The sequence below is a fragment of the Lysobacter silvisoli genome (assembly GCF_003382365.1).
GTDB lineage: Bacteria > Pseudomonadota > Gammaproteobacteria > Xanthomonadales > Xanthomonadaceae > Lysobacter > Lysobacter silvisoli.
In genome coordinates this window covers 529,572-545,602 of record NZ_QTSU01000002.1, presented here as the reverse complement: position 1 = coordinate 545,602, position 16,031 = coordinate 529,572, and the positions used below count along the sequence as shown (strand labels likewise).

Sequence of the window (16,031 nt, the reverse complement as noted above, 5' to 3'; positions counted from 1 at the left end):
CAACGAACTTTCGACACTGTCTGCCACCGGAGCCCCCGGCTAAGGTGCCGCTACCCTCGCGCCCAGGAGTTGCACCGTGCATAAGGCACTGACGATCTGCGTGTTGCTGTCGTCCTTCCTCGCGTCTTCGCCGGCCGGCGCGCAGGTGGATCTGTCGACGCTGGACCGCGACATGCCGGGGGAACCCACGCGACTGCTGGTCCTGGGTAGCGTGCACTTGAACGCACTGCCCAAGGGCTTCGAGCGCGACTCGCTGCAGCCCCTGCTGGACAAACTGGCCGCGTTCAAGCCGGACGTGATCACCATCGAAGCGATTTCCGGCGAACAGTGCGATCTGGTCGCGCGTCATCCGACGATCTACAAGCCCGAAGACATCGCTCAATACTGCGGCAATGCCGACGCGGCGCGCGCCGCGACCGGTCTGGATGTGCCGGCCGCGATCGCCGAGGCGCGGCGGCTGCTCAGTCAATGGCCCGATTCGCCCACGCCGGAGCAGCGCCGGCGGCTGGCCGCGGTGTTCATGGCCGCCAACGAGAAACCGTCCGCCGTGGTCCAGTGGCTGCAGCTGCCCGAGGCCGAGCGACGCGCCGGCGACGGCCTGGAAGAGGCGCTGGTGGCCGCCTTGCAGAAATCCGTGCAGTACAACAACGAGAACTACGCCATCGGCGCCGTGCTGGCCGCGCGCCTGGGGCTGCAACGCCTGCATCTGGTCGACGACCACACCGGCGACAACATCGACGTGGCCGACGGCGCCGCCTATGGCCGCGCGGTGCAGCGGGCCTGGAGCGCCGCGGAAGCGGCCGCCAAGCCGATGCGCGACCGCCAGGCCGCCCTGTCCAAGAGCGGCGACATGCTCGCCTTGTACCGCTACATCAACCGCCCGGACGTCCTGCAGCTGGCGATCGAGAGCGACTTCGGCGCGGCACTGCGCGATCGCTCGCCCGAACGCTACGGACGTCTCTACGTGGCCGGTTGGGAGGCGCGCAACCTGCGCATGGTCGCCAACATCCGCAGCGCGTTCCGCGAGCGCCCCGGTGCGCGCGTGCTGTCCATCGTCGGCAGCTCGCACAAGCCCTGGTTCGATGCCTGGCTGGGGCAGATGCAGGGCGTGGAGCTCGTCGACGCGGAGCAGGCGCTGAAGTAAGGCGGCGGCAAGCGCCGGCGATATTCACGGGCCTTGCCGGCTTCCGTTCCTGATTAGCGAACCCGTGGGGCTGCGGCCCCGCGGCTATGTCGTCCGCATCAGGAGAATCGCGATGGGAAGCAGCCAAAGCCGGCCGCCTGCGCCGCCCAAGTCCAGCATCACGGTTCCCGATGAGGGCGCCAGGAGCAGCGCCGGCAGTGCCGCGCCGCCTGCTGCTCCACCGGCAGCGCCGCCCAGCAACCCGCTGCTGGACCTCAGCTCTGCCTCGCAAGCCGAATTCAACGCGCTCAGCGCGGACGACCAGCAGAGCATGAGCGCGGCCGTCACCGACCCGCACAGCTTCATCGGCCTGAACGCGCTGACGCTGCAGGATGTGATGAACTTCCCGGCCGATTTGCGCATGCCGCTGGTGGGCGTCAGCAATGCCTTCACCCGCGCGGCGCAGAACTTCTGGGTCGCGTCCACGCGCAGCGCCTCGCAGGCCACCACGCTGGCCGAACAGTTCTTCCAGCGCTCGCTGATTCCCTGCTACGGTTCGGTGGGCGCCAGCAACCAGGTGCCGATCAACGCCACCGCCAGCTACAAGAACGGCTTCGTCAATGCGTTGATGCTGGGGCTGGCGGTGCCCGATCTGCCGGCCAGCGCCACCTCGAGTTCCGGGCCCCAGCTGACCAAGGCCGATCGGGAAGTGCTGAAGAACTGCGTGGTAGCGGACTACGTCAAAGCGGCGACCAGCTTCGGCACTTCGCTGACCGGCGAGGCCACGCTGGCCGGACGCGGCTGACGCGCCCGGGCGCAGCGGCTCAGCGGAAGTTCGCCTCGATCTGCTCCAGCGACTTGCCCTTGGTTTCCGGCAGCGCGAACGCGGCGACCAGGAAGTAGACCACGGTGCAACCGGCCCAGAAGAAGAACATGCTGGCGTAGCCGTAGTGGCCGACCGTGGGCAGGAAGATCGCGGCGATCGAGGTCGACACGAACTGGTTGATGAGCAGGGCGATGCTCATGCCGTTGGAGCGGATGCGCGTGGGCATCAGCTCCGACAGCGCCAGCCACACGCACACGCCCGGGCCTACCGCGAAGAAGGCCACGAACACCAGGATGCAGGCCGCCACCGCCCAGCCGTGCGCGGCGGTGGGCACCGGGCCCAGGCTGGCGCGCTCGATCCGCAGCGGCGCCTGCGCGGCCTGCGCCGGGTCGGGGAACGGGTTGAGGTGCAGGCGGCGGAAGGTCGCGCCGATCACGCTGTCGGGCTGTACGCTGTCCTCGCGGCGCAGCAGCAGTTCCGGTTCGCCCAGCGCGTCGCTGCGCAGCGAGCGCACGTTGCTGAAGCCGCCGTAGGAATAGGACACGGTCAGCTGCTGCGGTCGTGTGCCGTCGCTCGCGCCCAGACGCTGCCATTGCGCGGCGTCCATGCGCAGCTGCAGCGCATCGGCGCTGACCTGCTGTTGCAAGGTCTCGCGCACGTCGGCGCGACCGCGCTCGGCGCTGAGGAACAGCAGGCCCGCCGCGATCAGCGCCAGGGCGATGCCGCCGCTGCCCAGCATCAGCAGGAACTTGCGGCCCTTGCGGTCCACCAGCACCAGCGCGACCACGGTCATGACCACGTTGAGCAGCTTGATCGCCACGTCGGCGCCGTTGGCCACCGCGCCGGGCAGGCCGGCCTGATTGAAGATGTTGACCGCGTAGGCCAGCACCGAATTGATGCCGGTGGCTTGAGTGCAGGCCAGGATCACGCAGGCCAGCAGGAACGGCCAGACGTAGCGGCGGCTGAGCAGGCGGTCGCGCGCGGTCGCGCCCGCCCGGTCGTCGGCCGCGTCGGGCGCGAGCATGCTCTGCAGCGTGGCCTCGACCTGGTCGGCCGGCACCGTGCGCCGCAGCGCCGCGCGCGCCTGTTCGATGCGCCCGCGCCGCACCAGCCAGCGCGGCGATTCGCTCAGCAGCAGCACGCCCACGCTGAACACCAGGCCCGGCAACAGGCAGCTCCAGAAGATCGTGCGCCAGGCGTGGTCCTTGGCAGCGAACAGCACCCGGCTTTGTTCCTGGGCCGACAGCGACTGCGCCGACGCGGCGGCCGCGTCCACCGCCTGCGCGTGGTACAGGCCGATCAGCGCCGCCAGCAGCAGGCCGGTGGTGAGCAGCAGCTGGAACATGGCCGCGCCGCGGCCGCGCCGCTCCGGGCTCAGCACTTCGGCCAGGTACAGCGGCACCACCACGCCGATCAGGCCGCCGCTCACGCCTTGCAGCAACCGGCCCAGCAGCAGCGGCACATAGCCCGAGGCCAGGGCCATGATCGGAATGCTGGCGGCGAACAGCACGCCGGCCAGCAGCATGGCGCCGCGGCGTCCGATCCAGTCCGCCACCAGGCCGGCGAACAGCGAGGACAGCACGCTGCCCAGCAGCACCGCGGCGACCACGAAGCTCAGTTGCTGGCTGCTCAGATGCCAGCTCGCGCTGGCGGTGGCCTCCAGATAGGGCAGGGCGCCGGCGATGATGCCGATGTCGATGCCGTAGAGCAGGCCGCCCATGCCGGCGATGAACAACAGATAGCGCAGCTGCCAGCGCGGCGAGGCGCGGTCGGCGGGCGCGGGCATGGCGATGGCGTCGTTCATGGGGCCGGTCCTGTCGTGGAATGGTGCCGCAAGGCCTGCGGCGGGAATGCGCGGGGCTTCAGTCGAGCGCGATCGCTTCGCCTTCGACGTAGACCTGGCGCGGCTGCAGTTGCGCGTCCAACACCACCAGATCGGCACAGGCTTCGGGCTGCAGGCGGCCGCGGTCGTGCAGGCCCAGGTAGTCGGCGGGATAGCGCGACAGGCGCTGCGAGGCGTCGGCCAGGTCCAGGCCCAGCGCGACCAGATTGCGCAGCGCCTGGTCCATGGTCAGCGCGCTGCCGGCCAGCGAGCCGGTGGCCAGGCGCACGCAGCACTGGTGCTTGTGCACGCGCTGCGAGCCCAGCGCGTACTCGCCGTCGGGCATGTCGGTGGCGGCGGTGGCGTCGGTCACGCAGTACAGCCGCGGGATCGCGCGCAACGCGGCGCGGATCGCGCCCGGGTGCACGTGCTGCAGGTCCGGAATCAGCTCGGCGTACTGCGCATGCGCGAGCGCGGCGGTGGCGATGCCGGGGCGGTAGTGGTCCACGCCGGTCATGCCGTTGAACAGATGGGTGAAGCCGGCCGCGCCGGCCTGCAGCGCGGCCACGCCGTCGTCGTAGCTGCCGGCGCTGTGGCCCAGCTGCACGCGGATGCCCATGGCGCTCAGCGGCGCGATCAGCGCCTGGTGGCGGCCGATCTCCGGCGCCAGGGTCAGCACCCTGATCGGCGCCAGCGCGTGCAGCCGCTGCACCTGTTCCAGCGTGGCCTCCACCGTCAACGGCGGCTGCGCGCCCAGGCGCTGCGGGCTGATGTAGGGGCCTTCCAGATGCACGCCCAGCACCCGCGCGGCGCCGGGCCTGCGTTCGGCGATGGCCGCGGCCAGGCCGCGCAAGGCGTGGACGATCTCGTCCTCGTGCGCGGTCATGGTGGTGCCCAGCAGGGCGGTGGTGCCGTGGCGGGCGTGGGTGCGGGCGATGGTGTCGGCCGCGTCGCCGCCTTCCATCAGGTCCACGCCGGCGCCGCCGTGCACGTGCAGGTCGATGAAGCCGGGCAGGATCCACGGCAGTTCGTCGCCGTCGCCGCCGTGCGCGTCGGCGCGGATCGCGCGCACGCGCCGGTCGAATTCGATCTCGCCGCGCACCCAACCGCGTTCGGTCAGGATGCGGCCCTGCAAGGTGCGCGGCGCTGCGGTCAAGGCGGTGGCTCGGCGATGATCACTTCGATGCCCAGCTGCTGCAGCCCGTCGCGGTACTCGGGGCTGATGCCAGGGTCGGTGATGATGGTCTGGACCTGGTCGAGGCGGGCGATGCGGTGCAGGCTGACGCGTCCGAACTTGGACGCGTCGGTCAGCACCACGATGCGGCGCGCGTGTTCGACCATGCGATGGTTGAGGCTGGCTTCGGCCTCGTGGTGGGTGGTCAGGCCGAACTGCAGGTCCAGTCCGTCCACGCCCAGGAACACGGTGTCGAAGCTGTAGGGATTGAGGCTGGCCTCGGCCTGGCTGCCTTGCAGCGACAGCGACTGCTTGCGCAGCAGGCCGCCGGTGAGCAGCAGCTCCACGCCCGGCGCGTTGGCCAGTTCCCAGGCGATGTTCAGGCCGTTGGTCATCACGGTGACCTCGCGATGGCCGCGCAGGTGGCGGGCCAGGGTCATCGTGGTCGAGCCGGAGTCGATGATGATGTTGTCGCCGGGCTTGACCAGCTGCGCCGCGCGCGCGCCGATGGACTCCTTCAGCGGCAGGTTCAGTGCGTCCTTCTCGTGGATGTCCTGTTCCGGCGGAGGCGTGCGCACCAGCGCGGCGCCGCCGTGGTTGCGGGTGGCCAGGCCCTGCGATTCGATGTGGCTGAGGTCGGCGCGGATGGTCACCGACGACACGCCGAAACGCTCGACCAGATCCGAGACCTGCACGTTGCCGTGCTGGACCAGCAGCTGCAGGATCTGTTGCCGGCGTTGGCGGGTATTGCGCATGGGGGCCTTCTTTGCGGACTCGGAGCGGGTGACCGCAGCTTAGCGTTGCGAAAGCGCTTTGGCGCCGTCGCTTTCGTTGTCGACCGCGGTGCGCGTGCCGGCGCCGTTGCGTGCGCAGGCGCGCGCGTACTCGGCCAGCCGTTGCGCCACCTTGTGCCGGATCAGCGCCAGCGGCTCGGCGGCTAGGCGCCCGGCTTCGACCTCGCGCTGCTGCTCGGGCAGGAACTGGCGCAACAGGATCTCCGGCAGCGGCTGCGCGCTGAGGTTGTCGATCAGGGTGTGCACCGCCGTCTGCAGTTCCGGCTCGCCCCAGTAATAACGGCAGCGGTCGCTGAGGGCGTAGGCGCGCAGCAGGCGCAGCTGCTGCGCGTCGCCGCTGTAGTGCTTGACCCAATGCTGCGGGCGCTCGCGCATGACGCGGTCCAGGGTGTCCACCAGGTCCGAGCGCCGTTCGGCCGGGACCAGCGACTGCTCGATCGCGGCCAGCGCGAACAGCGCCTCGCGGTAGGCATAGGTCGCCGCCGGCCCGACCTTGAGGATGGCGTAGTGGTCGCGCACCAGCGCGTGCAGCCCGGCCTCGTTCTGGTAGTCGGTGGAATGCGCCTCGAACACCAGCCGCGGCTGGGTCTCGATGAAGTCCGACAGCGCCGCGGCCGCCGGCGCGTCGTAGTGCTGCACCTGGCTGTGGTCGAAATCCACGCCCGGCTGCACCACCATCGCGATCACCCGTTCCCAGGCCGGGGCCAGGTCCGGCGCGGCGAACGCGCGGCGGTGGATCTCCAGTGTGGCCGCGGCGGCCTCGGGCCGGGTCACCGCCACGCCGCCGTGGAGCGAGGCTTCGCCGCCGGGCACCGGCACCTCGGTGCCGATCACGTACACCGGCGGCGGCCGGCCGGCCTCGCGCGCGCTGCGTTCGGCGATGCGCGCCAGTTCCGCCGAACGCGCCGCCACCGTGTCGTCCGGCAGCGGCGTGGGGTCGTCGGCGCAGGCCATGCTGCAGTCCAGGTGAATCTTGTGGAAGCCGGCGGCGGCGTAGGCGGCGATGAGTTCGCGCGCGTGCGCCATCGCCTGCTCGGCGGGCAGGCGCTGCCAGGCGTTCGGGCCCAGGTGGTCGCCGCCCAGGATCAGGCGCTGCTCGGGGAAGCCGTGTTCGCGCGCCAGCGCCAGCACGTAATCGCGGTACTGCGCCGGGGTCATGCCGGTGTAGCCGCCGAACTGGTCGACCTGGTTGGACGTGGCCTCGATCAGCAGCGGCGTGCCGTAGCGCTGCGCGACCTGCATCGCCGCCACCAGCACCTGTTCGTTGCTGCAGCACACGCTGTACAGGCCCACGTTCTGGCCGGAGCGGTGGGCGGCGATCAAGGCGGACACAGCGGACACGGTGCGGACTCCAGGCTCAGGGGGCGGGTGCGTGCTGGCGCGCGAGCAGCGCCGCGCCGCGCGCGCCGCCGGCATCGCCGAAGGCCGGCGGCAGGATCGGCGGCACGCGCACGCCGCGGAACAGATGCGCGGCCACCGCGCCGGGCAGTTCGCGGTACAGGCGCTGCGATTTGGACAGGCCGCCGCCGAGCACGATCACGTGCGGGTCCACGGCCATGATCAGGCTGGCCAGGCTGTGGCCGAGCAGGTCCAGATGGATGTCGAGCGCGCGCAGCGCCGGCGCGTCGCCTTGTTCGGCCAGGGCGATGATGGCTTCGGCATGCGGCGCATCGCCGCCCAGGCCGCGATGGATCGCAGCCAGGCCGCCGCCGGACACGTAGCGCTCCACGCAGCCGCGCAGGCCGCAGGCGCAATCCAGCATCGGCAGGCCGTGCCTGGCCAGCAGATGCGCCGGCACGCTCCAGTGGCCCCATTCGCCGGCGATGCCGTTGTAGCCGGCGATCAGGCGGCCGCCCAGGCAATAGCCGCCGCCCGCGCCGGTGCCGAGGATCGCCCCGAACATGCTGGGGTAGCCCTCGGCGGCGCCGCCATGGGCTTCGGACAAGGCGAAGCATTGCAGGTCGTTGCCCAGCTGCAGCGGGCGCCGCAGCAATTCTTGCAGGTCGTGACCCACGCGCTGCCCGGTCAGCGCCGGCACGTTGGCGCTGAGCTGGCGGCCGTTGCTGCGGTCGACCACGCCGGGCAGGGCGATGCCGACCGCGTGGCCGGCCTGCTGCAGTTCGCGGTCGGCCGCGTCCACCAGTTCCGCCACCGCGCGCAGGAAGCCGGCGTAGTCCTGGGTCGGCGTGTCGATGCGGCGGCGGTAGCGCACCTGCAACGCGTCGTCGCAAGCGGCCAGCTCGATCTTGGTGCCGCCGATGTCGATGCCGTAATGCAGCTGCATGGCGTCGCGCTCAGTCCAGCCGGTGGATGGTCACGCCCTGCACGACCCGGTTCACGGTGCCGTCGGGGAAGGGGTTGTCGGGCGTCAGGCCCAGCGCCGAGGAGCGCTGCAGCGCATAGCGTTGGGCGAAGCACAGCCACAGCGGCGCCAGCCACGGATCGGGCAGGTCCGGCGCGGCCAGGGCGTAATCGTCTTGCGCGCCCACGTCGCTGTGCGGACCCACCGACAGCACGCGTCCGGCGATGCCGTCGCGGCGCAGTTCGTCCAGCAGGTCCTGTTCGTAGCGGCGCGCCAGCGGCTGCGCGCTGCGCAGCACCACCACCAGCGTGTCGCCGTCGATGGTGGACTTGGGGCCGTGGCGGAAACCCAGCGGCGTGTTCGCCAGCGCCAGCACGCGCCCGGCGGTGAGTTCCAGCAGCTTGAGCGCGGCTTCGCGCGCCAGCGCTTCCAGCGGGCCGCTGCCCAGGTAGATCACGCGCGAGTACGGCGCCTGCGCCAGCGCGACCACCGGCGCGTCCCACTGCGCCAAGGCGAGGCGGGCCTGCGCGGCCAGCGCGCGCAGCGCCCGCACGCGTTGCGGCCACGGCGTATCGGCGAACACGCTCAGCGCGGCCAGCAGCATGCAGCTCAGGCTGCTGGTCATGGCGAAGGCGCGATCGCAGCTGGCCTCGGGCATGAGCAGGGTGCAGGTGTCGGCGCGGCCCTGGCCGCGGCGCGCGAGTTCGCCGTCGCGGTTGCAGGTGATGTCGAGGAAGCGCGCCTGGGCCACGCGCTCGCGCACCAGGTCGACCGCGGCCGTGCTTTCCGGGCTGGAGCCGCTGCGCGCGAACGACACCAGCAGCGTCGGCCGCTCGCGCTGCAGGTACAGCGCGGGGTGGGTGAGCAGGCTGGTGGTGTGGACCACGCGCACTTCGGCAGGCCACTGCGCATCGATCTGGTCGGCGACCATTTCGGCGATGAAGCCGGAGCTGCCGGCGCCGGTGAAGATCACCCGGTGCTGCGGCTGCTGCAGCCAATCGGCGAGGAAGTCCTGCAGCTGCGCCGACTGCGCCTGCAGCGACTCGGCCAGGGCCTCCCACAGCGCGGGCTGCTGGGCGATTTCTTCGGCGGTGTGGCCGCCGCCCAGGCGCTGCCAGGCGGGCAAGTCGGTGAGCGAAGGAGCGTCCATTCATCGGTCCTGTTGGGCAGGGGCACGATCTGCGTTTTCTTTCGAAATGTCAAATATCGAAAGATTTTGGAAGCTTTTCTAGTGATGGGGTTTCGCAAGCGCCGCGAGCGTTCTTTCGCCAGCCGACGAACGGTAGGCGCTGTAAGTGCACGCCATTCTTACCTGTTTTAGTAGATGAATAGCCGTTTAGGAAAGTGTTGCTCCGCAACAACTTTCGTTTTACCCGTAAAATCCTTCATTTATCTTTGCAATTTGTTGACATATTTCGAGACCCTGCCCTAGAGTCGGCCGCACTGGTTTCGTTCGCGCCGAAAGGCGAGCTTGGGGGCAAGGTTGGAAACCCGCGTGCGCTGTCGACGATTGCTGGCGCTGGCCCTGTGGCCGGCCTTGCTGGTCTGTACCCTGCCGGCGCTGGCCGACGGTGTGGGCAACCTGCGCAGCGTCGATGTGGCCACCGCGCGCGACGGCCGCGCGGCCTGGCAGATCGATACCGACACCGGTGCGCGCCTGCGCATCGAACTGCTGCGCGCCGACACCCTGCGCGTGCAGGCCGGCCGCCAGGGCAAGCTGACGCCGCCCGGCGACAAGGCCGCGCCCATCGTGCTGCCGCAGGCCGACGCCGCCCCGCAATACAGTTTCGAAGAAGACGCGCAGGAGCTGCGCATCCGCACCGATGCACTGGTGCTGCACATCCAGCGCCAGCCGCTGCGCCTGGCGCTGGACCGCATCGACGGCGGCCGCGCGCTGCCGCTGTGGCGCGAACTGCAGCCGCTGGACCTGTCGCCGCAACAAAGCGTGCAGGTGCTGTCCAGCGCCGCCGACGAGCATTACTACGGCGGCGGCCAGCAGAACGGCCGCTACGAGTTCAAGGGTCGCGAGCTGGAGATTTCCTACTCCGGCGGCTGGGAAGAGGGCGACCGTCCCAGCCCCGCGCCCATGCTGCTGAGCTCGCGCGGCTGGGGCATGCTGCGCAACACCTGGAGCGACGGCAATTACGACCTGCGCCAGCCCGATCAGGCGACCTTGCTGCATCGCGAGGATCGCTTCGACGCCTACTACTTCGTCGGCGCCAGCCTGCACCCGCTGCTGGAGCGCTACACCGCGCTGACCGGCCGCGCCGGCCTGCTGCCGCGCTGGGCGCTGTCCTACGGCGACGCCGATTGCTACAACGACGGCGACAACGCCAAGAAGCCCGGCACCGTGCCCGAAGGCTGGCGCGACGGCCCCACCGGCACCACGCCGGACGTGGTCGAGAGCGTGGCCAAGCAGTACCGCGAACACGATATGCCCGGCGGCTGGATCCTGCCCAACGACGGCTACGGCTGCGGCTACAAGCAACTGCCCGACGTGGTGCAGGCGCTGTCGCGCTACGGCTTCCGCACCGGTCTATGGACCGAGAACGGCGTCGACAAGATCGCCTGGGAAGTGGGCAAGGCCGGCAGCCGCGTGCAGAAGCTGGACGTGGCCTGGACCGGCAAGGGCTACCAGTTCGCGATGGACGCGAACCGCTCGGCTTACGACGGCATCTTGAACAACTCCGATTCGCGCCCGTTCCTGTGGACGGTGATGGGCTGGGCCGGCATCCAGCGCTACGCCGTGGCCTGGACCGGCGATCAGAGCAGCAGCTGGGATTACATCCGCTGGCACGTGCCGACCCTGATCGGCTCGGGCCTGTCGGGCATGGCCTACGCCACGGGCGACGTGGACGCGATCTTCGGCGGCAGCGCCGAGACCTACACCCGCGATCTGCAGTGGAAGGCCTTCACTCCGGTGCTGATGGGCATGTCGGGCTGGGCCGCCAATGCGCGCAAGCACCCGTGGTGGTACGACGAACCCTACCGCAGCATCAACCGCGACTACCTCAAGCTGAAGATGCGCCTGACCCCGTACATGTACGGCCTGGCGCGCGAAGCCGAACGCAGCGGCGCACCGCCGGTGCGCGCGCTGATGTGGGATTACCCGCAAGACCCGCAGGCGTATACCGAAGCGCACAAGTACCAGTTCCTGCTCGGCCGCGAGCTGCTGGTGGCGCCGGTGTACCGCAGCCAGGCCGCCAGCCGCGGCTGGCGCCGCGGCATCCACCTGCCGGCGGGCCGTTGGATCGACTACTGGGACGGGCGCCAGCTGCTGGCCGGCGCGCAGGGCCGCGACCTGGACCGTCAGGTCGACCTGGCCACGCTGCCGGTGTTCGTGCGCGCCGGCGCGATCCTGCCGATGTACCCGGCCATGCTCTACGACGGCGAACGCCCATTGGACGAGCTGACCCTGGACCTGTATCCGCAGGGCGCCTCGCAGTACACGCTGTACGAGGACGACGGCAACACCCGCCGCTACGCCAAGGGCGAATACAGCGAGCAGGACATCGCGGTGCAGGCGCCGGAGCAGGGCAGCGGCGAGGTGCGCGTGCGCATCGCGCCGGTGCGCGGCCAATACGCGGGCCAGCTGCCGCAGCGCCGCTACGCGCTGCGCGTGCTCAGCCGCGCGCGTCCCGACGCGGTGGAGCTCGACGGCCGCGCGCTGCCGGCGCTGGCCGACCGCGCCGCGCTGCAGGCGGCCGATGAAGGCTGGTACTTTGATGCGGCCGAGCGCCGCGGCACCCTGCACGTGCGCAGCGCCAGCACCGACATCCGCCGCGCGCTGGAGTTCCGCCTGGCCTTCGCGGTCGCCGCCGCGTCGGCCGACGACGCGTTCCCGGCCGCGCCCGAACTGGGCCGCGCGCTGCCGCCGGACAGCCTGCTGGTGGTCAACCGTCCCGCCGAAGAGCCCGGCCATCCGCTGGAAAACGCCTTCGACGACGATGCGGCCACCTGGTTCCGCAGCGTGCGCAACCAGGCCGTGCGCACCGGCGCGCACGAGTGGACCCTGGGCTTCGGCGAGCGCCGCCTGATCGACGGCATCGAACTGGCGCCGCGCAACGACCAGCATTGGAAGCACGGCCAGGTGCGCGACTACGAGGTCTACCTGGCCGACAGCAACGGCGAGTGGGGCGCGCCGATCGCCAGCGGCAAGCTCAAGCTGCAGCAGGCCGCGCAGACCATCAGCTTCCCCGCACGCGCCGGTCGCCTGCTGCGCTTCCGCGTGCTCAGCACGCAGAACCCCGACGGCGACGCCGCCGGCAGCACCGATCCCATGGTCAGCGCCGCCCAAGGCGGCACCGCGCGCGCGTTCGACGCGTTGCAGCCGCGCGATGTCGGCCCGATCGCCTTGTCGACTTTCCGCGTGCTCGAGCACCGCGGCGACGAACGCCCCGCGCAGCAGCGCTATCTGTCCGAACTGCCGCTGCCGCCGGCGCTGGCCGGGCGTGTGGCGCTGGATCGCGCGCCGGGCGGGCAGGGCGAGATGCGCATGAACGGCCTGCTGTTCCGCCGCGGCCTGGGCGTGGGCGCCGACAGCCGCATCGACCTGCAGCTGCAGGGCGGCTGGCGCCTGCTGCGCGCCGACCTGGGCGTGGACGACCGCTGCCGCGACGCGGGCGGTTTGCAGTTCCAGGTATGGGGCGACGACCGCCTGCTCTACGACAGCGGCCTGGTGCGCGCGCCCGGCGTGGTCAAACCCGAACTCGACATCCGCGGCCTGCAGCGGCTGAGCCTGCGCACCCTGGGCGCGCAAGGCGCGCGCCCGGCGCAGGTCTGCGGCAATTGGGCCAATGCGGTCCTGATCGGACAGGAGGGCGACACCGCCGTCATCGCCACGCCTTAAGCCAGCGTCACCACCAGCATTGCACGTCCGACTGCGGCCCCGCGCCGCGGCATCGGAGTTTTGTTGCCCAACGCAAGCCAACCCGCCCGCGCCGCGACCCGCGTCGCCCGAATCGTGGTCCTAGAACTGGAGCCGAAGATGTTGCATTCAAGCCAACGCTGTCGCCATCGCCGCATCCCCGTCAATGCGCTGTCCTTCGCCTTGGCCGCCGCCCTGGTCGCCGGCCCGCTGCACGCGCAGACCGCCGCGCCGGACGCCGCATCCAAGGACGACGCCACCGAGATCGAGCGGCTCGAGGTCACCGGTACCAACATCAAGCGCACCGACGTCGAGACCGCCTCGCCGGTGCAGGTCATCAGCAAGCAGGACATCGAGAACATGGGCGCGCGCACCCTGTTGCAGGTGCTCGACAACCTGCCGGCGGCGCGGCCGGCGCAGGTGGACTCCAAGTCGCTGTTCACCGGTTCCGACGGCGCCTCGCAGGCCAACCTGCGCGGCCTGGGCGCGCAGGGCACCCTGGTGCTGTTGAACGGCCGCCGCCTGTCCTACTACGGCGCGCCCGCGGGCTTCCAGACCCAGTTCGTCAACATCGACGCGATTCCGGCCGCGGCGATCGAACGCATGGAAGTGCTGACCGACGGCGCCTCGGCCGTGTACGGCACCGACGCGGTCGCCGGCGTGATCAACGTGATCACCAAGCGCGAGTACCGCGGCGCCGAGATCAACCTCACCACCGACTTCGCCCCGCGCTTCGATTCCTACGGCGAGCACCAGCTCAGCCTGACCGGCGGCTTCGGCGACCTGGACGAGGACCGCTACAACGTCTATGCCTCGGTCAACCTGTACCGGCGCGACCCGATTCCGCTGTCGGAGTGGTACGACAAGAAGCCCGAGCAGTTCTACGTCAACAACCCGAACTACATCAACAACCTGCGCCTGGGCACCGGCAGCGCGCCGGGCGTGTTCAATCCCGGCAGCTACTTCGCGATCGATCCGGTCACCGGCCGGCGCACCCAGGAAGCCGCGCCGGGCTGCCAGAACGTGGTGATGGAAGCCGCCGGCCCGCGCTGCATCTGGCAGACCTGGCTCAACAACGAGATCGACGGCGGCGCCGAGTCCGAGCGCGCCACCGCCTACGTCAGCGCGCGCTTCCTGCTGGGCGAGACCACGGAGGCGTTCGCCGAGGCCACGTACACCGACATCGACCTGCGCGCCAACGGCGGCACGCCGCGCAGCTTCGGCACCACCACCGGCAACCCGACCAGCTGGTTCTCGCGCAACACCGGCAACACCGTCAACCAGTTCCTCTACCCTTACCTGGGCCCCAACAACGTCTACAACAAGGCCAGCCCGGCGCTGCGCGCGATCAACGGCGGCGTGGTCGGCCTGCAGTACCTGCTGCAGGACGTGGGCGGCGACTACTTCGGCCAGCGCAATACCGACAAGAGCTACCGCGGCATGTTCGGCCTGCGCGGCGCGCTGGGCGACTGGAACTGGGAAAGCGCGTTCACCACCGCCGGTTCGCACTCGGTCACCTACCAGACGGTCAACGTCAACCTGGAAGGCTTCGAGCGCGCGTTCGGCCCGTTCACCATCGACCCGGGCACGGGCCGCGTGATCATCTCCGACAACCCGGCCTACAAGTTCGGCGAGATCAGCGAGGCCAACGCCAAGCTGCTGCGCGAGGCTTACCCGACCTTCGACATCGAGTCCTGGACGCGCCTGCACACCCTGGACGGCAAGATCGAAGGCCCGCTGTTCTCGCTGCCCGCCGGCGAGGTGCGCGCGGCGTTCGGCTTCAACCTTAGCCGCGAAACCTTCTTCACCCCCGGCAACGAGGACGCGGCCAACGGCCTGATCACCCAGCAGGGCGGTTCCTGGTTCGACGGTAAGCGCACCACCTATGCGCTGTTCGCCGAGTCGGTGGCGCCGATCACCGACAAGCTGGAGCTGGAACTGGCCGCGCGCCTGGACAAGTACCCGAACTTCAACGCCAACCTGGCGCCCAAGATCGGCCTGAAGTACCAGGCCTTCGAGCAACTGCTGCTGCGCGGCACCTATTCCGAAGGCTTCCGCGCGCCCAGCCTGGCCGAGTCCGGCGAAGGCGGCGTGTTCGCGCAGATCGGCGGCTACCGCGACGAAGTGCGCTGCAACGAGACCAACGCCATCGCCAACCTGCTGCTGCAGTCCGCGCGCCCCGGCGACGTGGACCTGGGCCGTACGCTGCGCAATTCCGACTGCAGCCGCAACGTCGCGCGCCTGACCCAGCCCAACCGCGACCTGGAGCCAGAAAAGGCCAAGATCGCCACCCTGGGCTTCGTCTACGAGCCGACGAACTGGCTGTCGGTCTCGGCCGACTACTGGTTCATCTACCGCCGCAATGAAATCGTCGCTCCGGACTACAGCAAGCCCGACGACATCATCGCCATGACCCGCTTCGGCATCACCGATGCCGACCGCGCCAACTTGGCCGCGCTGGCGGCGATGTGCGCCGACCCGGCCAGCGGCGTGACCTGCCCGGGCACGCTGCCCGGCTACAGCATCGGCAACATCTCCAGCGTGATCGGCCAGTACAAGAACCGCGGCCGCACCCTGGTCGACGGCTTCGACATCGACGCGCGCAGCCGCTTCGACCTGGGCGACTGGGGCCGCTTGAACGTGGGCGTGGCCGCGACCATCGCCCGCCGCAACATGTACAACACCGGCGACGAGTCGGGCTGGCTGTACGGCAATACCGTGGGCTACTACAACAACCCGCGTCTGCGTGCGACCTTCAACGTGGACTGGAACTACGGCGACTGGAACACCAGCTTCTACGTCAACTACGTGGGCAAGACCAAGTGGGCCTACGATCGCATCGACGAGCAGGACAACAACGCCGAAACCTGCACCGGCAGCTACGTGTCGGTGCAGCCCAGCAAGTGCGACGGCGCGCCGGCCTGGTGGACCGCCAACCTGGGCGTGACTTGGCGTCCGACCGAGAAGCTCACGGTCGGGGCGACGGTGAAGAACCTGTTCGACCGCCATCCGTTCTACGACCCCAACGACTGGATGACCTTCCCCGGCTACACCAACAACTTCGGCCGCATCTTCAGCGTGTCGCTGGGCTACAAGTTCTGACCGCCGCGCGCGCGGCCGCTT

General features: G+C 70.2%; 9 protein-coding genes and 1 pseudogene. 4 read left to right on the top strand and 6 right to left on the bottom strand.

The window, feature by feature from the left end; translation table 11 throughout:
- Nucleotides 1–76 precede the first annotated feature (76 nt).
- Complete coding sequence (locus DX914_RS13645) at nt 77–1,144, top strand: DUF5694 domain-containing protein (RefSeq protein WP_425480687.1); 1,068 nt, start codon at nt 77–79, stop codon at nt 1,142–1,144.
- A gap of 112 nt (nt 1,145–1,256) precedes the next feature.
- Nucleotides 1,257–1,928 (top strand): hypothetical protein, encoded by a 672-nt coding sequence (locus DX914_RS13635; RefSeq protein WP_147300677.1) that lies wholly within the window; start codon nt 1,257–1,259, stop codon nt 1,926–1,928.
- 19 nt (nt 1,929–1,947) lie between these two features.
- Here DX914_RS13635 and DX914_RS13630 read toward each other — a convergent pair whose 3' ends face one another.
- From DX914_RS13630 to DX914_RS13605, 6 genes and pseudogenes are all read right to left on the bottom strand, one after another.
- Complete coding sequence (locus DX914_RS13630; protein ID WP_115859658.1) at nt 1,948–3,753, bottom strand: MFS transporter; 1,806 nt, start codon at nt 3,751–3,753, stop codon at nt 1,948–1,950.
- Nucleotides 3,754–3,811: 58 nt separating this feature from the next.
- Nucleotides 3,812–4,927 (bottom strand): N-acetylglucosamine-6-phosphate deacetylase, encoded by a 1,116-nt coding sequence (locus DX914_RS13625; RefSeq protein WP_115859657.1) that lies wholly within the window; start codon nt 4,925–4,927, stop codon nt 3,812–3,814.
- Nucleotides 4,924–5,709, bottom strand: a pseudogene (locus tag DX914_RS13620) (DeoR family transcriptional regulator); the annotation flags it as partial. The pseudogene DX914_RS13620 and the gene DX914_RS13625, both read right to left, overlap by 4 nt.
- Before the next feature lie 30 nt (nt 5,710–5,739).
- Entirely contained in the window at nt 5,740–7,080 is a 1,341-nt protein-coding gene (locus tag DX914_RS13615; protein ID WP_115860198.1) for a D-tagatose-bisphosphate aldolase, class II, non-catalytic subunit, read from the bottom strand.
- Nucleotides 7,081–7,096: 16 nt separating this feature from the next.
- Nucleotides 7,097–8,023, bottom strand: a complete 927-nt coding sequence (locus DX914_RS13610) for an ROK family protein (protein ID WP_115859655.1) — start codon at nt 8,021–8,023, stop codon at nt 7,097–7,099.
- A gap of 10 nt (nt 8,024–8,033) precedes the next feature.
- Nucleotides 8,034–9,191 carry an SIS domain-containing protein gene (locus DX914_RS13605; protein ID WP_115859654.1) on the bottom strand — a complete coding sequence of 386 codons (1,158 nt, stop codon included), beginning with the start codon at nt 9,189–9,191 and terminating at the stop codon, nt 8,034–8,036.
- A gap of 333 nt (nt 9,192–9,524) precedes the next feature.
- On the opposite strand from DX914_RS13605, the gene DX914_RS13600 reads away from it, so the two are divergent.
- A complete protein-coding gene (locus DX914_RS13600) occupies nt 9,525–12,890 on the top strand; it encodes a TIM-barrel domain-containing protein (RefSeq protein WP_115859653.1) in 3,366 nt (1,121 codons plus the stop codon).
- 138 nt (nt 12,891–13,028) lie between these two features.
- Nucleotides 13,029–16,010, top strand: coding sequence for a TonB-dependent receptor domain-containing protein (locus tag DX914_RS13595; protein ID WP_115859652.1), 2,982 nt, complete (start codon nt 13,029–13,031; stop codon nt 16,008–16,010).
- The last annotated feature ends 21 nt before the right edge of the window (nt 16,011–16,031 follow it).